Consider the following 24203-nt stretch of genomic DNA (forward strand, 5'->3'; position numbering starts at 1 on the left):
GGCGCGGACGAAGGAGTTCCCCACATGAGCACACCCCGCACGGTTCTCGTCATAGGCGGCGGCGCCGCCGGCAACGCCGTGACGATCCTGCTGCGGCGCGCGGGCCTCGCCGTGGACCTGATCGAAGCCAAGGACGACTGGAACGCCACCGCCGGCTCCGGCATCACCCTCCAGGGCAACGCCCTGCGCGTCCTGCGCGAACTCGGGGTCTGGGAGCGGGTGCGGACCTCCGGTTTCGCCTTCGGCTCCGTCGGCATCACCGCCCCCGACGGAACCGTCCTGCACGCCGAGGACGACCTGCGCACCGGCGGCGACGACCTGCCCGCCGCCGTCGGCATGCAGCGGCCGCGGCTCCAGCGGATCCTCATCGAGGCGGTGCGGGCCGGTGGCGCGTCGGTCCGGCTGGGCACCACCGCCGAGACCCTGGACCAGGACGCGGACGGTGTCCGCGTACGGTTCAGCGACGGCACCGAGGGCCACTACGACCTGGTGGTCGCCGCCGACGGCCTCGGCTCCGCAACCCGCGCCGCGATCGGCATCACCGACAAGCCCGAACCGACCGGCATGGCCATCTGGCGCGTCACCGCCCCGCGTCCCGCCGGCGTGACCCGGACCGACCTCGCCTACGGCGGCCCGGCCTACATCGCCGGTTACTGCCCGACCGGCGAGACCACCTTGTACGCGTACGTCGTCGAGGCCAACCGCGACCGCGCCGGGATACCGCCCGAGTCGTACGCGGCCGAGATGCGCCGCCTGACCCGGCACTACGGCGGCTTCTGGCCGGAGATCACCGCGCACATCACGGATCCGGCGAAGGTCAACTACACCTGGTTCGACCGGCTGCTGGTCGAGGGATCCTGGCACCGCGGCCGCGTCGTTCTCGTCGGTGACGCCGCCCACTGCTGCCCGCCCACCCTCGCCCAGGGCGCCGCGCTCTCCCTCGAAGACGCCTGGGTGCTCGCACAGATGCTGACCGGGTCCGACGAGTGGGACGACGCACTGTTGCAGGCGTACCACGACCGGCGGATCGCCCGGGTCCGCCCGGTCGTGGAGGCTTCCGTGCAGATCGGGCAGTGGCAGCTCGACGGGGTGCGCGACGCCGACGTGCCGGGCCTGATGGGCCGCACGATGACCATGCTGAGGGAGCTGCCGTGACCGCCGTGCGCACGCCCACCGTGGACGTGCACGCCCACGTCCTGCTGCCCGAGGTCGAGGCGCTCGTCACCGGTCTGCCCGGACACGCCGAGGCCAAGGCGCTGGACGCCCGTCGCAACGGCTGCGCCGCCCTCGCCGTCAGCGGCCCCATGGTGCAAAAGCGCATCCCGAGGCTGACCGACGTGACCGTGCGCCTGGCCGCGATGGACGCCCAGGGCGTGGACGTGCAGTTGGTCAGCCCTTCCCCTTCGCACTATCACTACTGGGCCGACCAGGACACGGCCGGGAAGCTGTACCGGCTCGCCAACGAGGCGACGGCCGCGCACTGTTCGGCCGCCCCCGAGCGGCTGCTCGGGCTGGGGCTGGTTCCTCTCCAGCACCCGCAGCAGGCGGTCCGCGCCCTGGACCACGCACTGGGGCAGGGCCTGGCCGGGGTGGAGATCTCCAGCCACGCCCCGGGACACGAGCTGTCCGACCCGGCCTACGAACCCCTCTGGGCCCGGGCCGAGGAGACCGGGGCACTCGTCTTCCTGCATCCCTTCGGCTGCACCCTCGACGAGCGCCTGGACCAGTGGTACCTGTCCAACACCGTCGGCCAGCCCACCGAGAACGCCGTCGCCCTCTCCCACCTGATCTTCTCCGGGGTCCTCGACCGGCACCCCGGGCTGAAGGTGATCGCCGCGCACGGCGGCGGCTACCTGCCCACCCACGTCGGCCGCTCCGACCACGCCTGGTCCGCCCGTTCCGACGCGGGCGCCGGCTGCGCGCACCCGCCCAGCAGCTATCTGAGGCGGTTGTACTTCGACTCCCTCGTCCACGACCCGCACGTCCTGCGCGAGCTGATCCGGGTGGCCGGCGCGGACCGGGTGCTGCTCGGCTCCGACTTCCCCTTCGACATGGGCACCGAGGACCCCCTCGGCACCCTGCGCGCCGCGCGCCTGTCCGAGGCCGACTTCGACGCCGTCCGCGGCGGCAACGCGGCCGCACTCCTGAGGAAGGACTGACACCATGCGTCTGCTCACCCATCTGCGCCACGTCGACCTCGCCGTGCCCGACTACGACGAGCAACTCGACTTCTACGCCGGCGTCTGGGGGTTGACCAAGGTCGCCGAGGACTCCGGCATCTCCTTCCTCGCCGCCGAGGGCTCCCCCGAGCAGTACGTCGTCCGGCTGCGCAAGGCCGGGGAGAAGCGCCTCGACCTCGTCTCCTACGGCGCCGCGGCCGCGGCCGACGTCGACACCCTCGCCGAGCGGCTCCTCGCGGGCGGCGTGCAGCTGATCTCCACGCCGGGCAAGGTCGACACCCCCGGTGGCGGCTACGGCTTCCGCTTCTTCGACGTCGACGGCCGCACCATCGAGGTCTCCGCCGACGTCGAGGTGCGCCGGCACCGCAGGATCGAGGAGAAGGAGGCGATCCCGGTCAAGCTGTCCCACGTCGTCCTCAACTCCCCCGACCTCGACCGCACCCGCGCGTGGTACGAACGGCACCTGGGTTTCCGCCTCTCCGACACCCTCAGCTCCCCGCACATGGGCGAGGTCATGCACTTCATGCGGATCTCCAGCCAGCACCACTCCATGGCGTTGGCCAAGGGCCCGCACACCTCCCTGCACCACGTCTCCTTCGAGATGCGCGGCATCGACGAGTACATGCGCGGTTCCGGCCGCGTCATCCGCGCCGGGTACCGCAAGATCTGGGGCCCCGGCCGGCACATGGCGGGCGACAACACCTTCACCTACTTCCTCGACCCGCACGGGAACACCGTCGAGTACACCACCGAGCTGGAACTCCTCGACGAGGACACCTGGCACCCGCACGTCTACGACTTCTCCCGGCCCGAGGTCACCGACCAGTGGGGCACCGCCAACCCGATGAACGAACTCGTGGCCAAGGAGTCCTTCAACGACCCCGACCGCGGCGTCTTCGTCGCCCCGCCCGTCTGATCCCCCTCCGACCCGGGGGTGCGGCAACCCCTGTCATGCCCTGACTGCCCGCCGCGCCCCCGTCCCGGCCCCCTACGGTTCCTGAGGAGTCCCGTCATGCGTTTCGCCACCTACGAGCACCGCCACCGCCGTCGCGTCGCGGTGGTGGAGGAGGACGGCGCCCTCCTCCCGCTGCCCGGCATCGCCTCGCTCACCGAACTGCTCGCGCGGGGCGACGGGCTGAGCGGACTCCTCGCCGCCGGCACCGCGGCCGAGGGCGTCCCGCCCGGCCCGCACCTTTCCGAGGTCCGCCTGCTGCCACCGTTCCAGCCCGCGTCCGTAAGGGACTTCGTCACCTTCGAGGAACACGTCGAGGGTGTACGGCGCTCGGTGGACGAAGTCTCCGGTGTGCCCGAGCAGTGGTACGCAGCGCCCACGTTCTACTTCACCAACCCACACGCGATCCACGGCCCGGGCGACGGCATCCCGGTGCCGCCCGGTTCGACGGCGCTCGACTTCGAGCTGGAGGTGGGCGCGGTGATCGGCCGCGAGGGCCGTGACCTCACCCCGGAGCAGGCGCGCGACCACATCGCCGGGTACACCGTCTTCAACGACTGGTCAGCCCGCGACCTGCAGTCCGCCGAGATGAGGGTCGGCCTCGGCCCGTGCAAGGGCAAGGACACCGCGACCACGCTCGGCCCCGTACTGGTCACCGCCGACGAACTGGAGCCCTACCGGGACGCCGACGGCTTCCTGCGCCTGGCGCTCACCGCGGAGGTCAACGGCGAGGTCGTCGGCCGGGACCTGCTGTCCAACATGAGCTGGACCTTCGAGGAGATGGCGGCCTACGCCTCGCGCGGCACGCGGGTCGTCCCGGGCGACGTGCTCGGCTCGGGCACCTGCGGCAACGGCGGTTGCCTCGCCGAGCTGTGGGGCCTGCGCGGCGAACAGACGCCACCCGCGCTGAAGCCCGGGGACACCGTCTCCCTCACCGTGGAGGGCATCGGCACGCTCACCAACACGGTCGTACCGGGCGCCGACCTCGTCCCGCTGCCCACCGGCCGGCGCCGTACCCGGGAACGGCCGTGACCACCCCGCGCCCCAAGAGGCTGCTCGGCAAGGTGGTGGTCGTCACCGGCGCCGCCCGGGGCCAGGGTGCCGCGGAGGCGGAGGCGCTCGTCCGCGAGGGCGCCCGTGTCGTCGCGGCCGACATCATGAAAGCCCCCGGCTGCCGGCACCTGGACGTGACCAGCGCCGAGCAGTGGGCCGGCCTCGCCGCCGAGCTGAAGAAGTCGTACGGGCAGGTGCACGGCTTGGTCAACAACGCGGGCGTCACCTGGCGCGCCCGCGTCGGCGACGTACGGGCCGAGGACTTCGACCGGGTGCACACGGTCAACGTCACCGGTCCGCTGCTGGGCATCCAGCACCTCGCGCCGCTGATGCCACCCGGCTCCTCGATCGTCAACGTCGGCTCCTCGGCGGCCCTCACGGCCCACTTCCCGGTGGCCTACACCGCCAGCAAGTGGGGGCTGCGGGGCTTGTCGCAGACAGCGGCACTGGAACTCGGCCCGCGCGGCATCCGCGTCAACACGATCCACCCCGGCTACATCGAGACCGAGATGACCGCCTCCGCCGCCCCCGCCTTCCGCGAGGCCAACATCCGCGAGACACCGCTCGGCCGCACCGGAACCGTCGACGAGGTCGCTCCGCTGGTGGTATTCCTGCTGTCGGAGGAGTCGTCGTTCATCACCGGCGCCGAGATCCCCGTCGACGGCGGTCTCACCGCGCACGGCGGGGTCAAGTCGGTCTCCGACGCGCTGCGCGAGCGAACCTCGTGAAGCGGCCGGAGGGCAAGGTCGCGCTGATCGCGAGCGCCACACGGTCGAGTGCGGGGTCAACCGACTCAAGCGTCATCAGGCCGTGGCCACGCGCTACGACAGGCTCGGCGTCCGCTGTGAGGCGACCGTCCTCGTCGCTGCCATCAGCGAGTGGCTGTGACCCTCGGTCGTCACGGGGCGGGATCAACGTTCCACGCCGCGGGCAGATCGCTGCCGCAGAAGACGCAGGCGAAATCGTCCTCGCGCACGATGTTGTGCTCCCCGGCCGCATGCCAATGGGCGCGGCAGACCGTGGGGGCGACGTTCAAATTCCACGTGATCGCGCCGTCCGCGTCGGCCAGGGACTGGGGGCGGGTGAGAATGCGGTGCCAGGCGCCGATCGCGCTGCCATCGGCGGAAGAGGTCGTAGACCCGGTTCCAGGGCCCGTACTCGGCGGGGACGTCCCGCCACGGAACACCGGTCCGGACCCGCCCGTCGGCAACAACGGCTCCAGCACCGCCCACTGCTCCTCCGTGAGACCTGCCGCCCCATGAACCGTGATCATTCACAGGCCAAAACCCTTTCGACACTGCCTAGCCGACGATTCGGCCGCCGCAGGCCGCGCATTCCCGGCCGCCGATGTCGATGCACTGGTACCGCAGGCAGTCGAGGCAGATGTTGATGTTCTCCACTCGCCAGGACTCACCGTGACAGGCACAACGCACGCGCCGGTGTTGCATCTCCGTCCACGTGTCCCGGCCTCCCATGGATTCGTACGAGGCTTCCACGTAGGCGCGTGCGAGGGGGGCGGCCTCGTCCCTCCGTCGGCCATCGAGCCACCACAGGTACAGAACGAGGAAGGCGGTCCCGCTCACCAGCCAGTCCGGGCCCTGCCCGCGGCCGGCCCATGCCGCCACGACGTCATCCACACGATCTTCGAACGGGCGCCCTCCTTGGAGGATGACCGCGTTTCCGCTGATCGTCGGCTCGGCGCGGGTGGAGACGGGTACGGCCGCGTTGCGGGCGAAGGCGACGTGTCCCGCGGTGTCGGTGCCGCGCTGGTTCGGCACGGGCAGGCCCTTGGCCCGCAGCTTGGCGCGCAGCACGGGGTAGATGTCGTTGAGGGTCAGCTGCGCCGGCTTGCCGGGAATACCGGCACGCACGAGGTCGCAGAGGTGCCCGGTGAACGAGGTCGGCCGAGCCTCCTGCTCGGCCAGCGGGGGCACGTGAGCGGTGCGGTTGCGGCTGGTGGCGGTCAGCGTGTAGACACCCTGGACGGACGCGAGGCCGGCCAGTGCCTGCCCGTCGGCGGCGAGTGCCTCGATGGCCTGGCCCGCGAAGCAGCAGTCCAGGATCGTGATGCGGGCCTTCGCGGGGCTCAGCCGCAACGCTTCGGCCACGTGGCCCCAGAGAAGGCCGGTGATCGTCGGGCGGTCCGGGCGCGTCCCGGGCATCACCAGACACAGTTCCCCCGCGGGTGAGAGCATCCCGTGACCGACGTAGTACAGGAGGAAGTTGCCCGTGACCTTCTCCGCCGCGTCGGCGACCTGCACGGCGAGCTCCGAAGCCGACGAGACCTCGTCGATCACGGTGACCTGATCGCTCTTCCAACCGCACAGCTCGTCGTCGCACAGGAGATCACGTACGCGCCGCAGGCTGTTGCGCACCGCCGGGATGGGTGTGAACTCCGGGTTCGCGTACTCCGCCACACCGATCAACAAGGCATGGGACCCGGGCGGCGGACCGGGCTCAGGCACCGCGGTCGGCATCGTCGCGGCCGGCTCGCAGGACCTGCTCCAGCAGGGCCGTGGCGTCGCGGAGCGTGTCGATCTCCAGGGTGATCGAGCGGTTCCCGGCCTCGACGGTGATCTTCGCCGACGTACGACGCGTCTTCAGCCAGGTGATGAGCGCCGAGCTCAGTACCGAGCCCGCTCCTCCCGCGCTCAGGGCCACCGTGAGCAGGTCCCCGGCCGACCCGAGGTCGGTCTCGCGCACCGGCCGCCTGGCGACCCGTACATGCCCCCGCAGTTCGTCCTCACCCGTCAGCCACTGGTACAACGACGGCAGGTCCCCGTCACAGCCGCCGACGATGGCGATTCTCGCCTCCAACTTCCCACCCCCGCCTGCCGATTCAGCTGGTAGCGACCATACAGCCGGAGCACGTCTGCTGACGCATCGGCGGCGCCTCCCCGGCCACAAGAGACACGCGACCGCCCGCCAACCGCTTCGAGCAGCCGAGATCAGGCGTCCGCGGCGCCGCTGCCGACCGCGTACAGCCGCCACAGCCAAGCAGCTCGGCGTTTCGGCCAACCCGTCTTCACACGCATGCTGTTGCGCGGCAAGGGTCGATGCACTGCGCACCTTCGAGGAACCGCTGGATCCCAGGGTGCGCAACCCGACCGAAAGACACGCGTTCGAAATCGCGGCGGCGTCGTTGGACATGCCGACACCACTGCCACTCCTCCGAGAGGGAACACATTGACGCGAGCCGAACCGGACAACGGCACGACCGCGAACCCGCCGAAGGCCGCCGCGGCGGCGACGACCGGCATCTCGGACACCGAGCGCGAGCTGTACGGCGGCCGGCTCCGCTACGACCAGTCCTTCGTCCGCCACGAAGGACCGCTGACCCGGTTGAGCTTCGGGCACATGGCGGCGGCGCTGCCCCGCATGGTGGCCATGGTGCTGCGCACCGGCTGGCAGACCGACCGTCGAGCGCTCGCCGGGGTCGTGGCGGCCCAGTTCGGGCAAGGTGTGACGGCCGGCTGGGGGCTGATGGCGGTCAACAGCGTCCTCACCGAGCTGTTCGCCGATGGGCCGACCCGGGACAAGCTCCGCGACGCGTTGCCGTCGCTGGCCGTGCTCGCTGTCACCGCGGTGGCGACGGCGACGCTGTCGGCGTGGTCGACGGCCATGTCGGGCCGGCTGGAGCCCCAGGTCGAGCGGGTGGTCTCCGCCCGGTACTACACGGCCGTCACCCAGGTCGAGGTGGAGGCGACCGAGCGGCCGGAAGTGCAGCGTGCCCTGGAGGCGGGGAGGTTCGGCACCGACTCCGCCCGCAACATGCTCCGGCTGTCGGTGGGCGTGGGCAGTGTGGTGATCGGCATGGTGGCGGCCGCGGTGGTACTGACGGCGCTGCACTGGGCGTTGCTCCCGATGTTGCTGGCGATCGCCGTGCCCAAGGGGTGGGGAGCGGTCCGCTCCGCGCGCCGCGAGTACCTCTCACGCCTGACCTGGGTCGACCACCGCCGGGCGATCGCCTCTCTGCTCGCCTGTCTGACCCGCCCGCATGCCGCCGGGGAGATCCGCGTGCACGCCGCCGGGGCGAAGTTGCTGTCCGGTTACACGGAGATGTCGCGGCAGACGGAGGCGGAGCAGCGGCGCCTGGCCCGGGCGCAGGCGTCCACGGACCTGATCGCCGGCGGGTTCGCGGGGCTTGCGTCGCTGGCCTGCTACGGGGTGCTGTGGTGGCTGCTTGCGTCCGGTGGTCTGCCGCTCGCCGTCGGCGGCACGGCGGTGATCGCCATCCGCACCTCGACGGCACGCCTCACCTCACTGGTGCAGCAGGTCAACCGCCTGTACGAGGAGCTGTTGTTCCTCACCGACACCGAGGACGCCATCAGGGTGGCGGGCCAGAACGCCATCCCGTCCTCCGGCACACCGCTGCCCGCCCCGGTCCGGGAGGTGCGGACGGAGGAGGTGTCGTTCACCTACCCGGGCGCCGACGCTCCTTCGCTGCAGGCGGTGAGCGTGCGGATTCCCCGCGGGAAGGTGACGGCCCTGGTCGGGGCGAACGGCTCGGGGAAGACCACGCTCACGAAGGTGCTCGCCGGGCTGCTGGTGCCGTCCCGAGGGAACGTGTGGTGGGTGGGTGAGGCGGGCGAGCGGGTCGCGCTCCGCGAGGCGGACCGGTCCCATGTCTTCGGCGCCGTAGGTCTGTTGGCCCAGGACTTCCCGCGCTGGGAGATGACGGCCGCCGCGAACGTGGCCATCGGCGTCGGCGACCGGCCCCGGGACATGGACCGTGTCCGTGGCTCCGCTCGGGACGCGGGCGTGCTCGACCTGATCGAGGGCCTGCCGCACGGCTGGGACTCGATCGTGTTCAAGGGCTACGAGCGCGGTGTCCAGCTCTCGGGCGGGCAGTGGCAGAAGCTGGGGTCCGCCCGCACCCGGTACAGGCAGGCACCCTTCCTGCTGGTCGACGAGCCCACCAGCGCCCTCGATCCCCACGCTGAAATCGCCGCGTTCCGGGGACTGTGGTCCCTGGCTGAGCAAGGGCACGCGGTCGTACTGGTCACGCACCGGCTCGCCGCGACCATGCACGCCGACCACATCTACGTCCTCGACCAGGGACGCGTCGTCGAGGACGGCACCCACGACCAACTCATGGCCCGCCCGGACGGCTTGTACCAGGGCATGTTCACGGCCCAGGCCGCCCAGTACGGGATCGCGGCCGCCAGGCTCCCCGGTCCTCGCGGCATCATCCAGTCGGCCGACCACGACACGGCGACCTGACCCGCCCAGCGCGACGTCCGACAACCAGCGCATCGCCTCCGGCCCTGGGCCGAAGGCACGGACATGGACGCTGCCGGCACCCGTCCCGATCGCCGGCCGACCTCGCCTTCGTCGCCAGAGCCCCGCACACCGACCGTCCAGCGAACAGGAGCACGGGTGCCCCGACATCAGACCCCTCTCCCCTCCCCGAGCCGACAGCCCCGGCGTGCCGGCCGGCCGGCACGAGGACTTCCTCCGCCACCACTCCGCCCGTACAGCCATGTCCGCCCCCGGTACGCCGGGGAACCTGATCCCGCGCCCGGCGGGCTCCTCGCCGGAGGACACGAGGACGACGGTCAGCTGCGGCAGGTCGCCACCGCGCTGCGGGCACTACGGGGGGACGCATGACCGGCAGCCGACGGCACACCGAGCCGCTCGACGTCCACCTGATCGCGGTACGCGACGGCACGGCCGGGACCGAGGTGCTGCTCTCCCGGCGAGCCGGTGACGTGTACGCCACCGGCTGCTGGCACCTTCCGTCCGGACATCTCGACGGCCCGTGGGAGGACATGGTCACGGCGCTGGTGCGCGAGACCCGCGAGGAGACCGGCGTCGCGGTCGACCCGGTCGATGTCCGCGCGGCCGTCACCGTGCACCACCGCTCCCCCGCCGGCGGCGCACGCCTCGGCGTCTTCTTCGAGGTGCGGCGCTGGCACGGCACCCCTCAGATCATGGAACCCCAAGTGTGCGACGCCATGGGCTGGTTCGCGCTCGACAGGCTCCCGCAGCCCATCGTCGCGTACTGCCGGGCCGGGCTCGACGCCTACCGGGCCGGTGCACGCATGGGCGTGCACTTCCAGGAGCCCGCCGACCCCATCGCCTACGACCCGGCCGTCGACCGGCTGCTCCTGGTCCCCGACCCCGGCGCCCGCGACGCCACCCCGGCCGACGCGGTGCGCGCCTTCGCCGAGCAGGCGGTAGGGCGGATCGCCCGTTGGACGGACGTCTCCTGGGCAAGGGAGGACAGCCGCGTCTGGCGGGCGCACGGCACCGAGGGCGGCACCTGGTACGTCAAGGTCCACCAGAACGAGCGTTTCCACCGACGCGAAGTCGCCGCGCTCCGTAGCTGGGTCGCCGGCCTCGGCGAAGCCGCGCCCCGGCTGGTGGCCGCCGACGGCGTGCTGCGGGCGGTCGTCCTCACCGCGGTGGGAGGCCGGTCCCTGCACGGTGCCGCCTTCCCACCCGAGCAGCAGCGGGGGATCTTCCACCGCATCGGGCGGCTCGCGGCCGCCATCCACACCAGCGCCCCGCCCCGGCCGGACAGCGGGGCCCCACCCGTGCGGAAGTTGGAGCGTCACCTGGACGGGGCCCGACCCCATCTCGCTGCCGGTGACGAGGAGTTCGTCCGCGCCACCGTGGAAAGCGCTGCCGGCCTGCCCACCCTGTCGGCGGTCCCCACGCACGGCGACTTCCAACTGCGCAACCTCCGCTGGGACGAGCACGCCGACGCCTTGTACGTGGTCGATTTCGAGCGGTCGGAATACGGGCCGGCCGTGCGGGATTTCGTGCGGCTGTCCGACGCGTGGCACGGCCGCCCCGACCTCCTGGCAGCCCTGCTCCACGGCTACGGGCGCCCGTTCACGCCGGAGGAAGAGGCCCAGCTCGCGGTCCTGTCCGTCCTGGACGCCGTCTCCGGCATCTCCTACGGCGCCGCCCACGGCGACCCCGAACTGGTGGAACGCGGCCACCGCACTCTGGCCCGGCTCCGCGCCGCACGACAGCCCCCCGACCACCCCACCGTCACAGGAGGAGCAGTACATTGACGTACACCGCCCGCGAGCAGTGGGAGAAGCACTTCGGCGACGGCCGGGGGTTCCGGCGAGTGGGTGAGCGCGAGCGGGAACTCCTCGCCGAGCACACCCCGGCCCCGGACGACGGCGGCCGCGCGCTCGACGTCGGCTGCGGCACCGGCGAGTTGGCCGCCTACCTCGTCTCCCTCGGCTACACCGTGGACGCCGTCGACTTCGCCGGCAGCGCGCTCGCCCGGGCCCGCACCGAGCACGCCGGCATCGAGGGCGTGCGCTGGCTGCTGCTGGACATCGAGCGCGACGACCCGGCCCCGTTGCACGAGGAAGGGTACGACGTGGTCGTGATGCGCCTGATGTACCCGTTCCTGAAGGACAGGGGTCGCATGCTGCACGCTCTGGGTGAGCGGCTGCGGGACGGCGGCGCGCTCGTCGTCATCACCCCGGTGGCGGAGACCACACCCGAGGAGCGGCGCGGCATCGCCTTGGACGAGGACGAGATCGCGCTCGTCGGCTCCGGTTGGGGGGCGGTGGAGCGGTTGGACGCGGACGGCCTGGCCTTCCTGGTCCTGCGCGGGCCCTGCGATGCCGGCACCCGGGCCGTCGAGAAGAGGCCGACCACCGCCCATGCCTGACCGGCGCCTTCGCCATCGTCAGCGACGATGCCGACAGGGCCCTGCTCGGCCGGTCGCGCCGCGGCAGGCACGAGCTTCCCGGCGGCAGGACCCGCGGCCAGGAAAGCTTCGCCGCGGCGGCCCTCCGCGGACTCGCCGAGGAGGCGGGGCCCTGCTGGAGAAGCCGCCGTCCGCCACGCCCGGCAGCCCGCCGACCCGGGTCGCCGGCCGGCTGGCCGGGCTGTCCGAGCCCATCTGCGCCACCGCGGGGCCGGGGCTGTACACGCGGCGGGCGTCGACCAGTTGTGCGTCGCGCTTGGCCTATGCGAACGGGTTGCCCGGCGGGACTCCGGCCAGTCCGGCACGACTTCGCGCTCGACCCGCGTGTGGCGCAGGCGTGCAGGCGGTCAGCCGCGCACGTGCAGCCCGAAGCCGCTTCGGCCCGCGGGCTCCAGTCCTTCCTTCAGCTGCAGCGAGGGGATGTCGTAGTCGCCGAAGTTCTGCTTCCGGAACGCGATCGGCTCGGTCGACTCCAGGGTGAGCAGACGCTGCTTCCATGCCTTGGCGACGTCCGGGTAGCTCTCGCTGGTCATCCGGTCGGTGCCGTAGAGCACGAACGGCGGCAGCACCTCGATGCCCGGGTAGTAGAGGATGCCGTGCTGGATCGGGAACAGCAGATCGTCGATGGGGCCGTTGATCCCGCGAGCGGCGTAATGCGGCTCCGGGCCGCCGGTGGTCACCGACAGCAGAGCCCTCCTGCCCGCGAGGGTGCCTTCGCCGAAGCGCTCACCGTATTTGGTGTCGCTGTGCTCTCCGACGCCGTATGCGAAGTGGTACGTGAAGACCCGGTCCACCCAGCCCTTGAGGATCGCGGGCATCGAGTACCACCACAGCGGGAACTGGAAGATGATCGTGTCGGCCCACAGCAGCTTCTCCTGCTCGGCGATCACGTCCCGGGTGAGCGTACCGGCGTCGAACGCCCGGCCCGAGTCCCGGGCGACCTTCAGCGGACGTGAGGCGCTGGGGCCGTAGTCCTCGGCGTCCGCGGCCGCCTTCCAGTTCATCGCGTACAGATCGCTCACCCGTACTTCGTGCCCGGCGCTCTCCAGCGTGGTCACCGCGAGGTCCTTCAGCGAGCCGTTGAGCGACTGCGGCTCCGGGTGGGCGTAGACGATCAGCGTCTTCATGGGAACTCCTTCGGATCGGATGCCTTCGATCCTGGACGCGACGGCGCCCGGCGTTCAGGGGCCCGTGTTCCGTCGGACGGGACTTCCTGGTATTGGCAGGGCCACCTTCCCGAGCACTGCCGAGGCCATACTGGGGACATGGACGATCTCGCGGGCTTCCTGCGGACCCGGCGTTCCCGGGTCGACCCGGCCGCCGTCGGCATTCCCACCGACAGCCGGCGCCGGGTCGAAGGGCTGCGCCGCGAAGAGGTCGCGCACCTGTCCGGAGTCAGCGTCGACTACTACGTCCGCTTGGAGCAGGGCCGCGCCACCCAGCCCTCCGAGCAGGTACTCGACGCCCTCGCCCGCGTCCTCGACCTCGACGAGACCGAACGCGGGCACCTCTACCGGCTCGCCCGGCAGCGCCGCCGCCGTGCGAAGACTCCGGGCGGGCGGGTCCGCCCGGAGCTGCTGCGCGTCCTCGATCTGGTCGCCGGCGGACCCGCGCTGATCATGAACCACCGCCTGGACGTGCTCGCCGGAAACCGCCTCGCGGGGCTCCTCTACGGCCGGCCGATGCCGGGCCTGAACATCGCACGGCATCTCTTCCTCGAGGAGGCCGAGCGCGGACTTTACGCGGACTGGGAGAACTGCACCCTCGACGTGGTCGGACACCTGCGCCTGGCCGCCGGAAAATACCCCGACGATCCCCGCCTGGCCTCGCTCATCGGCGAGCTGGCGATGGGCAGCGAGCGCTTCCGCCGCCTCTGGGCCCGTGCGGACGTGCGCGCCCGGACGTACGGATGCAAGGCGTATCGGCACCCGCTGGTCGGGCTGCTGGAACTGCACCAGGAGAACTTCGCCCTGCCGAACGAATCAGGCATGGAGCTGGTGGTGCTGTCCGCGGCCCCCGGCAGCCCTGCCGAGGACGGGCTGCGTCTGCTCGCAGACCTGGGCGCGGCCGGCGGTGACGCACCTCCCGCAGTGAACGCTCAGGTCCGCGAGCAGTTCGACGACGCTCGCCCATAGCCGGGAACGTCCCTGCGTCGACGGCTGTCCGCTCCCCGAGTGCTCGCCGACGACGGGCAGTCCGGACGCGGGTCCGAGAGGAAGCCGATGGCGGTCACCAGGGGACATGTCCGCCGTTCCGGTCGAGAAATGCCAGGCCCTTGCCGTCGAGGTGGGAGAGCAACACGTCCACCAGGAGCGGGGTGCTCTCTTCCACGGAGTAGGGGGCGTCGTCGCCACCGAGCGCCGTGCGGATCCAGCCCGGAGCCATGAGCAGCAGGGAGCGTTCGGCGTCGGTTCGCCGGGCGGCATAGCTGCGCATGAACATGTTCAAGGCTGCCTTGCTACCGCGGTAGACCTCGCGCAGCCCGTTGGTGTTGTTGGTGATGCTGCCCTGCCCCGAGGACATGACGCCGATCAGGCCGTTGGGCGTCACCAGGTCGTCGAGTGCTTCGATGACGCGCATGGGGCTGAGCGCGTTGGTCACCATGACGTCGATGAAGTCCTGGGTCGGGACGGCCCCTATGGGGGTCTGCTCGTTGTTGGTGGTGCCCGCGTTGACGAACAGGACGTCGAGTCGCACTCCCTTCAGACGCTCGTGCAGGGGCATGAGTTCCTCGGGTTCGGTGATGTCGAGGTGTTCGACGCGGACGCGTTCGGGGCGGTGGTCGGCGAGGTCCTGCAGCGGGGTGCGGGCGCTGCCGCGAACCGTGCCGATGACCGACCACCCCCGCTCGGCGAGTTCGGCCGCCATGGCGCAGCCGAGTCCTCGGGATGCTCCGACGACCAGGGCGGTCCGGGTGCGCTCATCTGTGGTGGACTGCGACATGTCGCACGTTCTCCTTGGTGTGGGGCGGCTTGAGACGAGGGGCGCGGGGCCGGCTTCTGCTTCGCCGGTCCTGGGTCAGGGCGTGAGGGGATCGACTCCGAAGAGGGCCGCGGCGTTGGCCGAGCGGACCTTGTGCCGGTCGGTGTCGGTGGCGAAGTGCTCGAAGAACGTGTCGATCTCTGCTCGGGTGGGCTGCTGGAAGGGGTAGTCGGTGGAGAAGATCAGCCGGTCGACGGTCGTCACGGTCAGTACGTGCCGTAGCAGGGCCGGGTTGAGCATCCCCGACGTCGTCAGGAAGAAGTTGGTGCGGATGTACTCCGAGACCGACCGCCGGAGCCCGGCGAGACGGGCGAGACTGTCGGCGCGGTCGAGCCAGAAGGGAAGCAGTTCGCCCCAGTGGCCCAGCACGATCTGCAGATCGGGATGGCGATCGAAGGTGCCGCGCAGGATGAGACGCAGTGCCGCGGTCGCCGCCTCCACGTGCCAGCCCCAGCCGAATGTGGCCAACCCGAGTTCGGTCATGGGGTCGAAACCCCGGTAGGCGGCGGCACGCAGCGCGTCGGAGGGGATCTGCGGGTGGATGAAGACCGGCTGGTCGAGGCCGGCTGCGGCGGCGAAGAAGTCGTCGTAGGCGGGGTCGTCGAGGAACCGGTCGCCGGTGCGGCCGTAGACCATGGTCCCCACGTGGCCTTGGCGTGCCGCACGTTCCAGCTCGGCGGCGCGAGGCGGCTGAGCGCGATCGCCTCCTCGGCCGGCAGGGCCTGGGTCCCCGGCGGAGTGAGGGCGAGTACGGCCAGGTCGATGCCCTGGGCGTCCATGGTGGCGATCCGGCCGGCGCCCAGGTCTTCGAGTCGCCGGCCGATGTCACCGTGCTCGTTGAAGAGGAGACTCTCGTCCGGACGGGACACGGCTTTGAGCGCGGAGGTCAGCTCCGGCAGCATCCAATGTTCTTCGATGGCGATGAGGGGCATGGTGGTAGTCCTTCCGCGTTCCGAAGCACAACGCGCACGTCAGCGCTGACTGGGCACGAGCACACCGCGAGTTACCTGTCAGATGATAGCTATCACATGACAGGTAATATACTGCTGATGTGGATGAGAAGCAGAAGGCCCGACTGTTCGAGCTCGCCGACCTGATCCTTGCGGTCAGCCGACACCTCCACGCAGCCAAGGCGGACCCCGCAGAGGCGTGGACACCGCTCGAAGCGGCGGTCATGCGCTTCATCGACCATCAGCCGGGCGTCACGGCGACCCAGGCGGCCGAAGCCACCCAGCTGATCTCCAGCAACTTCAGCCGGGCGCTGCGCAAGCTCGAACAGAAGGGCCTGGTGCGTCGCGAAGCCGACGCGGAGGACGCCAGGCGGGTGCGCCTGTATCCGACTCGGAAGGCGGCCGAGAACCTGAGGCGGCTGGAGGACGTCTGGAGCGGCCTACTGGCCGAGGCCCTCCCCGATGCCGCAGAGGCGGACGCGACGATCGCCACACTCCGGCGCGTCGAGTCGCACCTCATCGGCCGCATCCGCGGCGGCGCGCGTCCGCACTGATCAAGCGTCCTCGGTCGCCGGCGCCCGTCCCGCCTCTGCCCCCGCATCACCTTCGCGCCGAGGGTGGCCGCGGCGGCAACCGTCGCGGGCCGCGGCACGCTCCGCCGCTTGCGCCGCCGGGCATCGACCCGGCCGTCGACCGACGGGTCGCCCCGCGCGCGGGCGTACGCCGCCGCTCTTCCCACGCGGTGGCGTACGCCCTTCCTCGCCTGCCGGTCGGATCCGCGACCGTGCGTCAGTGGTCCGCGGGACCGCCGGGGACGACGCACGACCGGTTGTTCTCCCAACCCCAGCCGTCGCCGTCCGGGTCGGTGGCGCTGCCGTTCACGCAGTACGGGTAGCCGTTCGGTGCCGTGCCCGTGCCGCCCGAGCCCCCGCCGCCGTAGACGGTCGCGCGCTTGGCGGTGGCCACGATGCCGTTGGCGCCGTCGAAGAGCCGACGACCCCAGTTGGTCAAGGAGTTCGGGTCGAAGCCGTTGACGAGGTCCAGGTACTCGACGCCACCGCTGTTGCCACTCCACGACCAGCCGAGATAGCCCACGCGGAGGGACTGCGCGGTGGACATGATGGCGTCCTCGTCGGGGTCGCCGTCGGTGTGCTGGTCGCCGAACTCGCCGATGACCAGCGGAAGGTGGTGGCCGGCGAAGTAGTTCAGGTAGTCCTGCACCTTGGAGGCGGTGTTGTACACGCCGTACATGTGGACCGAGAAGATCGTGTTTCCGTCGGGGTCGGACGAGAAGACCGACGCGGCGTTGTCCCGCATCGTGCCGGACCAGTCCTGGCCCCAGTTGGGCGCGTCCACCATCAGGGCGTTGCGGATCCCGGCGCCGCGCAGTTTCTTGATCGCGCTCTTGGTGGCATCGGTCCAGGCGCCGTAACCGGTGTTGCCGTACGGCTCGTTGCCGATGTCGACGACGACGTAGTTCTCCTGCCCGGCCAGCGCGTCCTTCACGCCGACCCAGTAGTCCGCCGCCTCGTCCAGGGAAGCCGCGGCGGAGTCCTCGCCGTAGCCGGTGGTGTCGTGCACCTCCAGGACGCAGATGACCTTGTTCTGCTTGCACTGGGCGATCAGGGAGGCCACTTCGGAGCCGCTGGTCCGCGTGTACCGGTGGCCGCTCCCCAGCACGAGGCGGACGGTGTTGGCACCCTTGGCGGCTATGTCGGCGATGGCGCTCGTCCGGCTCGGGTACCAGTCGTAGGCGTGATTGACCCCGCGCATGACGAACTCGTTGCCGTTGGCCTCGTACACACGCCCGTTCGAGACGTGCAGGCCCGCGGTGGCGGCCTCGGCCCGGGTGGCGGGACCGCCGACAACGGATATCAGCAGGCCGAGGACGCCGGCGAACGCGGCGGCGACAGCCGTGCGCAAGGCCCTTCTTGATGGCTTGGCCATCTCTCTCCTCACATCGACTGACAACGTTGTCAGATATGGGTGGGTGAGCACGGTGTGCGTGACGGTGCTGGAAGCGTCGCACCAGTGGCGCGACTCACCCATGAGACCACCGAATGTCTCGCTCATGTCAACGGGCGCGTCACGCTTCGTTTCGATCGCCGGTGACGAATTACACAGAAAGCGGGCACTATACCGGTTCAGTAACAGAGGTTGCCATGCCTCGTTGCTATCGAGCAGGCCCTGGTTAACGTAGGCCCGTGGATCTACTGCACCCCATCATCAAGCCCTACCCCTGGGGCTCTCGTGACGCGCTGGCCCGGCTGCAGGGCCGTGGCACCCCCTCGCCGGGCCCGGAGGCGGAGCTGTGGCTCGGCGCCCACCCTTCCGGGCCGGCGCGCCTGACCCGCGACGGACAAACGCTGACCCTGCTGGACGTGGTGTCCGGTGACCCCGAGAAGGAACTCGGGCGGGACTGCGCCGCCCGGTTCGACGGCAGGCTTCCGTTCCTGCTCAAGGTCCTGGCCGCCGAGGCACCGCTGTCCATCCAGGTGCACCCTGACCGGGAACAGGCCCGCGCCGCGTTCGCCGCGCAGCGCACGGGCACGGGCACGGGCACGGGCACGGGAGCGTACGCGGACGACTGGCCGAAGCCCGAGTTGCTCTGCGCGTTGACCCCCTTCGAGGTCCTGGCCGGTTTCCGGGGCCGCGAGGAGGCTGTCGCCGTGCTCGACGGCCTGGACGTCCCCGGCCTGCGCCCCGTCACCGCCACCCTGCGCACGGTCGACGGCGACGCTGCGCTGACGGCCGCGCTGCGGGCCGTGCTGGACCGGTCGGCACAGGACCGCGACGGCCTCGTCGACGAGGTCGTACGGGCGTGCGCGCGGTCGGCGCGGGTGCCGGGCCCCCACGCGGGCGCCTACGACGCGGTCGTGCGCATGGCGCGCCATCATCCCGGCGACCCCGGTCTGGTGGCCTCGCTGCTGCTGCGGCACCGGGTCCTGGAGCCGGGCACCGCGCTGTTCATGCCGGCCGGCGGACTGCACGCCTACATCCGAGGGGTCGGGGTGGAAGTCATGGCCTGCTCCGACAACGTCGTGCGCGCGGGACTCACCTCGAAGCAGGTGGACGTACCGGAACTGCTGAGGATCACCGACCCGGCGGCGCGGGTGCCCGTCGTGCTCCCCAGGACGCTGCCCGGTCCCGGCGGCGGCCTGGTGTACGACTGCCCGGCGGAGGAGTTCGCGCTGTACCGGACGGGGCTCACCGCCTCGCCGGCCCCCCTGACTCCGTCGTCCGGCCCCCGCATCGCCCTGTGTCTGGACGGCACCGCCCTGCTGCGCGCCCCGGGGGGCGAGGTCCTGCCGCTCGGCCCGGGGGCGTCGTGCTTCCTGCCCGACTCCGACCACGGGATCACCGCCGAAGGCACAGGGACCCTTTTCGTCGCGGGCCCCGGAGGCAGCGAGCAATGGCTCCGCCGGGCAGGATGACAACGTTGTCCACGGCGCATCGTACCGGCCGCCGTCCGGCGGTGCCGGTGACGCCGACGGTGCGGGACGGCCACCGGGCATCGCCCGCTCCCCCGGACACTCCCAGACATCGAGGACAGAGAGGGACACGAGGTGTACGCAGCACTTGACATCGGAGGCACGAAGATCGCCGGGGCGCTGGTCGACGACGCGGGGTCCGTTCTGCACCGCGTCGAGCGGCCGACCCCGGCCCGGGAGTCCGCCGTACACATGGCCCGCACCGTGGACGCCGTGATCGACGCGCTCGCCGTTCATTCCGGCTGGGACGGCGTCCGTGGCATGGGCATAGCCAGCGCCGGCCCCGTCGACACGGCCGCCGGCACCGTAAGCCCGGTGAACATCCCCTCCTGGCGCGCGTTTCCCCTGGTCGACAGCGTGCGCGCGCACCCGGTACTGCCCGTCGGCATCGAGCCGGTGCTGCTGGGCGACGCCGTGGCGGTGGCCGCGGCGGAGCACTGGCGCGGCGCCGCGCGCGGTTTCGACGACGTGCTGTGCATGGTGGTGTCGACCGGCGTGGGCGGCGGATTCGTCCTGAACGGACGCCTGCATCCGGGGCCTTCGGGAAACGCAGGCCACATCGGGCACATCTCCGTCGCCTTCGACGGCCCGCCCTGCGCCTGCGGCGCACGAGGGTGTGTCGAGGGGTACGCCAGCGGGACCGCCATCGCGCGCCACGCGGTGCGTGCGGGCTGGGCGCCGCCCGCGGGCGAGGAACCGACCGCGGCTGCCGTGGCCGTGGCGGCGCGTGCGGGTGACGAGCGGGCCGTCAACGCCTTCGACCGGTCGGCCCGGGCCCTGGCCGCCGCGATCGCCGGCACGGCGACCCTGCTGGAGGTCGAGGTCGCCGTCATCGGCGGAGGCGTGGCCCAGGCCGGTGACGTCCTGTTCACCCCGCTGCGGCGTCATCTGCGCGACTTCGCCGCCCTCGGCTTCGTGAGCGGCCTTCAGGTGCGGCCCGCCGCGCTCGCCCGTGACGCCGGGCTGGTGGGCGCCGCAGCGGCGGCACGCGGGCGCATCCTGGCACCGCACAGGCAGCCGGCTGTCGGCTGACGCGCGGAAATGCGATCGAGGAGCCCTGCGGGCCGAACTTAACCGGTTTTAGTGGAAGAGCCGTTACGGCTGTCCTTCCGGCTATCTTCCGACTGACTGTCCCGGGCTCGATTCCCGTAGCCGTTCCGAAGAGATCCTTCCCCCCGGTATTCCTTCCCCGCTGACGAAAAACGGCGACGATCAAGAGCGAGGGGCCGCGGCGCACGGCGCCGCGGCCCCTTCGCACGACACGGCGGACGCTAGGAGCGGGGCGGGGGCGCGGTCGAGGCGCGCGGTACGAGCTGCGGCGTCGCCACGGGCCGGGACACCACGTCGTGGCCCGCCACCACGTCGAAGAGCACGCGCGCGACCTCGGCTCCGAACGCGTGCACGTCGTGGCTCATCGCCGACAGCGTCGGATGGGTCAGACGGCACAGCTGGGAGTCGTCCCAGGCCAGCAGGGAAAGGTCGTCCGGGACGGAGACACCCATCTCGGCGGCCACGCCCAGCCCGGCGACCGCCATGATGTCGTTGTCATAGACGATCGCGGTGGGGCGGCTGGACGACAGGAGCAGCGAGCGTGTCGCCCGCGCGCCCTCGTCCCCCGAGAAGCCGGTCTCGACGTGCAGGCCGCCGTCCAGCCCCAGTTCCTCCATCGTGGTCGCGAACGCCTCCGACCGGATGGCGCTGTGGCCGAGGCCGCAGGGACCGCCGACCCGGGCGATCCGCCGGTGCCCCAGGGCCGCCAGGTACCGCACCGCCTCCTCGACGGCGGTGCGGTCGTCGGTCCAAACCGACGGGAAGCCTCCCGTGAGGGAGGGGTGGCCCACCGCCACGGCCGGAAGGCCCAGCGCCCGCAGCGGGGCGATGCGCGGGTCCGCCTGGTGGAAGTCGACCAGGATGGAACCGCCGACCTGGCGTTCCCGCCACCAGCGTTCCTGCAGGCCGATCTCCTCCTCCAGCGAACCGACCAACCGCAGCAGCAGCGAGCAGTTGCGCTCGGTGAGCACGCTCTCGATACCGGAGATGAACTCCATGTAGAAGGGTTCGAGACCGAGCAGCCGGGCCGGCCGGCAGATGGCCAGCCCGACCGTGTCGACGGACTGCCGGGACAGGCTGCGGGCGGAGGCGTTCGGGGCCCAGCCCAGCCGTCGGGCCACCGCGAAGATCCGCTCCCGCGTCGCCTCGGAGACGCCGGGCTTGTCGTTGAACGCCAGGGACACCGCGCCCTTGGACACCCCGGCCGCGGCGGCGACGTCCTTGATGGTGATGCGCTCGGAGGGTGAACTCACGCCGGTTCCACACAGAAGAGGGCGGCGCGTACGGCGTTGGCACCCGTGTCGATCGCGCCCCGGACCGTCAGGCGCAGTTCCTCGCCGGGCAGGAGCGTGCGCAGGCCCGTGTCGCAGACCGCGTCGGGACCGAGCCGGTCGACCTGTAGGAGGAGGTCGCGCACCAGGGTATGTGCTGTCACCACGACCTCGACATTACCGTCAGTCGCACCGGGGGTGGAGGCCACGGTGACGTCGTACTTCGGCACGGGGTAGGCGAACTCCTTGTCCGTGACGGGGAAGTACAGGGCGCGCAGCTCCCCGGTGTCGGCCACGAGGAACTCCGTGGCGGACGCGGCGTCGGGCACCAGGTCCGCCGGAACGGACTGCCGGTGGACCGCGCGGGCTCCGACGTTCACCTCCAGTGCGTGCCGCGCCAGCACGGTGCCGTCCGCGTCGACGCGGAGCAGCGTCACCTCCGCGGGCCACGGCGCCGCGGACTGGTTGATCACGGCGAGGACCGGTCCGGCGGCGTCGGGCTGGAGGGTGAGCAGGCGGTCGGCGTACACCCGGCGCAGCTCGTGGTAGAGGGGTTTGGCCCGGCCGTCGCCGTCGATCGCGGCCCAGGAACTGACCGGCCAGCAGTCGTTGATCTGCCAGACCACGGTGCCGGCGCACACCGGCCAGTGGGAGCGCCAGTGCTCGATCCCGGCCGCGACGGCCCGGGCCTGTACGACCTGGGTGAGATAGTGCCAGCGGTCGAAGTCGCCCTCGGGCAGCGCGAAGTGGCGTTCCACCCCGCGGTTGAGCTTTCCGTTGCCGTCCTCGGCCTTCTGGTGGTGGAGCATGCCGGGTGAGTCGGGGGCCAGCCCCTCGCCGGGCAGCGCTCGCCGGAGGGTGGCCATCGCGGGTGGTGCCTGCCAGCCGAACTCCGCGACGAACCGGGGCACCGAGTCGCGGTACTCCGCGTAGTCACGGCGGTTCCAGACCTCCCACGAGTGGTGGGTGCCGTGCGCGGGGTCGTTGGGGTGGTGGTCCCAGGAGCCGGACCAGGGGCTGCCCGCGGTGTAGGGGCGGGTGGGGTCCAGTTCGGCGACGATCCGGGGCAGCAGGCCCAGGTAGTAGCCCTCGCCCCAGGAATCACCGCCGAGTTCCGGCTCCCAGTCCCAGTCGCGGAAACCCCACAGGTTCTCGTTGTTGCCGTTCCAGAGCACCAGGGACGGGTGCGGCATGAGCCGGACAACGTTATCGCGGGCCTCCGCCTCGACCTCCCCGCGCAGCGGCTGCTCCTCCGGGTACGCGGCACAGGCGAAGAGGAAGTCCTGCCACACCATCAGGCCGAGTTCGTCGCAGACGTCGTAGAAGGCGTCGTCCTCGTAGATGCCACCGCCCCAGATGCGCACCAGGTCCACGCCCGCCTCCGCAGTCTGCCGCAGCCGCGTGCGGTAGCGCTCCGGGGTGACGCGGGAGGGGAAGACGTCGTCGGGGATCCAGTTGACGCCGCGGGCGAAGACGCGTACGCCGTTGACGACCAGGGTGAAGCCGGTGCCGTGTGCGTCGGCGGAGCGGTCCAGTTCCACGTCGCGGAAGCCGATCCGCCGCTGCCAGGAGTCCAGCGGACGGTCGGTGTCGACGTCGATCAGGTCCACCTTCAGGTCGTACAGGGCTTGGGCGCCGTACCCGCGGGGCCACCACAGCTCGGGGGCGGGGACGCGCAGGGTCAGCACGGCCTGTTCACCGTCCACGGCACACCGGGCCTCGGCGCCGCCGACGCCGGCGCGCACCTCGAGCGCACGGCCCGCGCCCCGGTCGGTGCGCTCGACGTCGATGCGCACCTCCACGCCGCCGTCACCGTCGGCGACGGTCACCAACGGCCGTACCCGTGCGAGCCGCGCCGTCGACCACCTCTCCAGCCGTACGGGGCGCCAGATGCCGGCGGTGACCAGCGTCGGCCCCCAGTCCCAGCCGAAGCCGCACGCCATCTTGCGGATGTACTGGAACGGCTCCGGGTAGACGTTGGGCCGCTCGCCGGTCAGCGCCCTGACGGCCTCCGCCTCGTCGTAGGCGGAGGCGAACTCCACCGCCAGCCGGCCGTGCCGGCCGGTGACGTCGAAGCGGTAGCGGCGGTGCATGTTGCGGGTGCGGCCCAGTTCACGGCCGTCGAGGGTGATCAGCGCGGCGGTGTCGAGGCCGTCGAAGACCAGGTCGGTGCGCTCGTGGTGCTGCGTCGAGGTGTCGCCGGGGTCGACGTGCCGGGCGTAGGTCCATGTGCGCCGGCCCACCCAGTCCACCTCCCGTTCGTTCAGCCCGAGGAAGGGGTCGGGGATCAGCCCGGCGGCGAGCAGATCGGTGTGGACGCACCCCGGTACCCGGGCGGGCAGTGAGGTGTCCCCGTGTCCCAGACTCCAGCCATCGGTGAGCTGGACGGCTTCCTTCATGTGCGGCTCCTTTGACCTTTCGGCGCCTGGACTCGTGTACAGCGCGACTCAACCTAGCCCCGGTCTAGTGAACCGGTCTAGTCCTCGGACTGCCGTAGGGACCAACACAAAAGTGCATGTCGATGGCCCAGGCGCGACATTCGGGCGCCTGGGCAAGTAACGATTGCGTATCGCGGAGAAACCTGGCGCTTTAC

At 71.4% G+C, this 24203-nt stretch carries 20 protein-coding genes and 2 pseudogenes; 13 read left to right on the forward strand and 9 right to left on the reverse strand.

The genetic code is table 11. The annotated features are described in order from the left end of the window. The first annotated feature begins 24 nt into the window (after positions 1-24). From HZZ00_RS19550 to HZZ00_RS19570, 5 genes are all read left to right on the forward strand, one after another. Entirely contained in the window at positions 25-1155 is a 1131-nt protein-coding gene (locus HZZ00_RS19550) for an FAD-dependent oxidoreductase (protein ID WP_180327644.1), read from the forward strand. A gap of 5 nt (positions 1156-1160) precedes the next feature. Further along, complete coding sequence (locus HZZ00_RS19555) at positions 1161-2159, forward strand: amidohydrolase family protein (protein ID WP_180333605.1); 999 nt, start codon at positions 1161-1163, stop codon at positions 2157-2159. Between the two features lie 4 nt (positions 2160-2163). Next, complete coding sequence (locus HZZ00_RS19560) at positions 2164-3096, forward strand: VOC family protein (RefSeq protein ID WP_180327645.1); 933 nt, start codon at positions 2164-2166, stop codon at positions 3094-3096. A gap of 96 nt (positions 3097-3192) precedes the next feature. After that, positions 3193-4164: a fumarylacetoacetate hydrolase family protein gene (locus HZZ00_RS19565; protein WP_180327646.1), complete on the forward strand. Its 972-nt coding sequence runs from the start codon at positions 3193-3195 to the stop codon at positions 4162-4164. After that, positions 4161-4913 carry an SDR family NAD(P)-dependent oxidoreductase gene (locus HZZ00_RS19570; RefSeq protein ID WP_180327647.1) on the forward strand — a complete coding sequence of 251 codons (753 nt, stop codon included), beginning with the start codon at positions 4161-4163 and terminating at the stop codon, positions 4911-4913. Before HZZ00_RS19565 ends, HZZ00_RS19570 begins: the two co-directional genes overlap by 4 nt. Before the next feature lie 420 nt (positions 4914-5333). Here the strand turns inward: HZZ00_RS19570 and HZZ00_RS39115 are convergent. The 3 genes and pseudogenes from HZZ00_RS39115 to HZZ00_RS19585 form a co-directional block, all read right to left on the reverse strand. Next, positions 5334-5483 (reverse strand): annotated as a pseudogene (locus tag HZZ00_RS39115) (hypothetical protein); the annotation flags it as partial. Between the two features lie 3 nt (positions 5484-5486). Next, positions 5487-6611, reverse strand: a complete 1125-nt coding sequence (locus HZZ00_RS19580; protein ID WP_180327648.1) for a caspase family protein — start codon at positions 6609-6611, stop codon at positions 5487-5489. 31 nt (positions 6612-6642) lie between these two features. Beyond that, on the reverse strand, positions 6643-7002 hold the full coding sequence (locus HZZ00_RS19585; protein ID WP_180327649.1) for a hypothetical protein: 360 nt from the start codon (positions 7000-7002) through the stop codon (positions 6643-6645). A 216-nt stretch (positions 7003-7218) separates the two neighbouring features. On the opposite strand from HZZ00_RS19585, the gene HZZ00_RS19590 reads away from it, so the two are divergent. The 4 genes and pseudogenes from HZZ00_RS19590 to HZZ00_RS38645 all read left to right on the forward strand — a co-directional run. Then, entirely contained in the window at positions 7219-9408 is a 2190-nt protein-coding gene (locus HZZ00_RS19590; protein ID WP_257584882.1) for an ABC transporter ATP-binding protein, read from the forward strand. A gap of 383 nt (positions 9409-9791) precedes the next feature. Then, positions 9792-11210 (forward strand): phosphotransferase, encoded by a 1419-nt coding sequence (locus tag HZZ00_RS19595; RefSeq protein ID WP_180327650.1) that lies wholly within the window; start codon positions 9792-9794, stop codon positions 11208-11210. Next, positions 11207-11827, forward strand: a complete 621-nt coding sequence (locus HZZ00_RS19600) for a bifunctional 2-polyprenyl-6-hydroxyphenol methylase/3-demethylubiquinol 3-O-methyltransferase UbiG (protein ID WP_180327651.1) — start codon at positions 11207-11209, stop codon at positions 11825-11827. Before HZZ00_RS19595 ends, HZZ00_RS19600 begins: the two co-directional genes overlap by 4 nt. A gap of 41 nt (positions 11828-11868) precedes the next feature. Continuing rightward, positions 11869-11916 (forward strand): annotated as a pseudogene (locus tag HZZ00_RS38645) (hypothetical protein); the annotation flags it as partial. 297 nt (positions 11917-12213) lie between these two features. On the opposite strand, the gene HZZ00_RS19610 reads toward HZZ00_RS38645, so the two are convergent. After that, positions 12214-12993: an NAD(P)H-dependent oxidoreductase gene (locus HZZ00_RS19610; protein WP_180327652.1), complete on the reverse strand. Its 780-nt coding sequence runs from the start codon at positions 12991-12993 to the stop codon at positions 12214-12216. Between the two features lie 138 nt (positions 12994-13131). On the opposite strand from HZZ00_RS19610, the gene HZZ00_RS19615 reads away from it, so the two are divergent. Continuing rightward, on the forward strand, positions 13132-14001 hold the full coding sequence (locus tag HZZ00_RS19615; protein WP_180327653.1) for a helix-turn-helix transcriptional regulator: 870 nt from the start codon (positions 13132-13134) through the stop codon (positions 13999-14001). A gap of 94 nt (positions 14002-14095) precedes the next feature. Here HZZ00_RS19615 and HZZ00_RS19620 read toward each other — a convergent pair whose 3' ends face one another. Both HZZ00_RS19620 and HZZ00_RS19625 read right to left on the reverse strand, forming a co-directional pair. After that, positions 14096-14809 (reverse strand): SDR family NAD(P)-dependent oxidoreductase, encoded by a 714-nt coding sequence (locus tag HZZ00_RS19620; RefSeq protein ID WP_180327654.1) that lies wholly within the window; start codon positions 14807-14809, stop codon positions 14096-14098. A gap of 75 nt (positions 14810-14884) precedes the next feature. Further along, positions 14885-15484, reverse strand: a complete 600-nt coding sequence (locus tag HZZ00_RS19625; protein WP_257585975.1) for an amidohydrolase family protein — start codon at positions 15482-15484, stop codon at positions 14885-14887. A gap of 415 nt (positions 15485-15899) precedes the next feature. On the opposite strand from HZZ00_RS19625, the gene HZZ00_RS19630 reads away from it, so the two are divergent. Beyond that, complete coding sequence (locus tag HZZ00_RS19630; RefSeq protein WP_180327655.1) at positions 15900-16352, forward strand: MarR family winged helix-turn-helix transcriptional regulator; 453 nt, start codon at positions 15900-15902, stop codon at positions 16350-16352. Positions 16353-16587: 235 nt separating this feature from the next. Here the strand turns inward: HZZ00_RS19630 and HZZ00_RS19635 are convergent, their stop codons facing one another. Then, positions 16588-17721, reverse strand: a complete 1134-nt coding sequence (locus HZZ00_RS19635) for a cellulase family glycosylhydrolase (RefSeq protein ID WP_257584887.1) — start codon at positions 17719-17721, stop codon at positions 16588-16590. Positions 17722-18002: 281 nt separating this feature from the next. On the opposite strand from HZZ00_RS19635, the gene manA reads away from it, so the two are divergent. Together manA and HZZ00_RS19645 are read left to right on the forward strand one after the other, a co-directional pair. Then, the gene (gene manA / locus HZZ00_RS19640; protein ID WP_180327657.1) at positions 18003-19232 is read left to right on the forward strand and encodes a mannose-6-phosphate isomerase, class I; all 1230 of its coding nucleotides are present in this window, start codon (positions 18003-18005) and stop codon (positions 19230-19232) included. 132 nt (positions 19233-19364) lie between these two features. Beyond that, on the forward strand, positions 19365-20321 hold the full coding sequence (locus HZZ00_RS19645; RefSeq protein WP_257584888.1) for an ROK family protein: 957 nt from the start codon (positions 19365-19367) through the stop codon (positions 20319-20321). A 239-nt stretch (positions 20322-20560) separates the two neighbouring features. Here the strand turns inward: HZZ00_RS19645 and HZZ00_RS19650 are convergent, their stop codons facing one another. Both HZZ00_RS19650 and HZZ00_RS19655 read right to left on the reverse strand, forming a co-directional pair. Further along, a complete protein-coding gene (locus HZZ00_RS19650) occupies positions 20561-21592 on the reverse strand; it encodes a LacI family DNA-binding transcriptional regulator (RefSeq protein ID WP_180327658.1) in 1032 nt (343 codons plus the stop codon). Continuing rightward, entirely contained in the window at positions 21589-24009 is a 2421-nt protein-coding gene (locus HZZ00_RS19655; RefSeq protein WP_180327659.1) for a glycoside hydrolase family 2 protein, read from the reverse strand. The genes HZZ00_RS19650 and HZZ00_RS19655 overlap by 4 nt, the downstream gene beginning before the upstream one ends. Positions 24010-24203: the final 194 nt, after the last annotated feature.

The sequence above is a fragment of the Streptomyces sp. NEAU-sy36 genome (assembly GCF_013423905.1).
GTDB classification, from domain to species: Bacteria; Actinomycetota; Actinomycetes; order Streptomycetales; family Streptomycetaceae; genus Streptomyces; species Streptomyces misionensis.

Bases quoted from the DNA above. Each gene is read 5' to 3' on its own strand.
- HZZ00_RS19550 (WP_180327644.1), top strand. From the start codon at position 25: ATGAGCACACCCCGCACGGTTCTCGTCATAGGCGGCGGCGCCGCCGGC.
- HZZ00_RS19560 (WP_180327645.1), top strand. From the start codon at position 2,164: ATGCGTCTGCTCACCCATCTGCGCCACGTCGACCTCGCCGTGCCCGAC.
- HZZ00_RS19565 (WP_180327646.1), top strand. From the start codon at position 3,193: ATGCGTTTCGCCACCTACGAGCACCGCCACCGCCGTCGCGTCGCGGTG.
- HZZ00_RS19590 (WP_257584882.1), top strand. From the start codon at position 7,219: ATGCTGTTGCGCGGCAAGGGTCGATGCACTGCGCACCTTCGAGGAACC.
- HZZ00_RS19595 (WP_180327650.1), top strand. From the start codon at position 9,792: ATGACCGGCAGCCGACGGCACACCGAGCCGCTCGACGTCCACCTGATC.
- HZZ00_RS19610 (WP_180327652.1), bottom strand. From the start codon at position 12,993: ATGAAGACGCTGATCGTCTACGCCCACCCGGAGCCGCAGTCGCTCAAC.
- HZZ00_RS19615 (WP_180327653.1), top strand. From the start codon at position 13,132: ATGGACGATCTCGCGGGCTTCCTGCGGACCCGGCGTTCCCGGGTCGAC.
- HZZ00_RS19620 (WP_180327654.1), bottom strand. From the start codon at position 14,809: ATGTCGCAGTCCACCACAGATGAGCGCACCCGGACCGCCCTGGTCGTC.
- HZZ00_RS19625 (WP_257585975.1), bottom strand. From the start codon at position 15,484: ATGGTCTACGGCCGCACCGGCGACCGGTTCCTCGACGACCCCGCCTAC.
- HZZ00_RS19655 (WP_180327659.1), bottom strand. From the start codon at position 24,009: ATGAAGGAAGCCGTCCAGCTCACCGATGGCTGGAGTCTGGGACACGGG.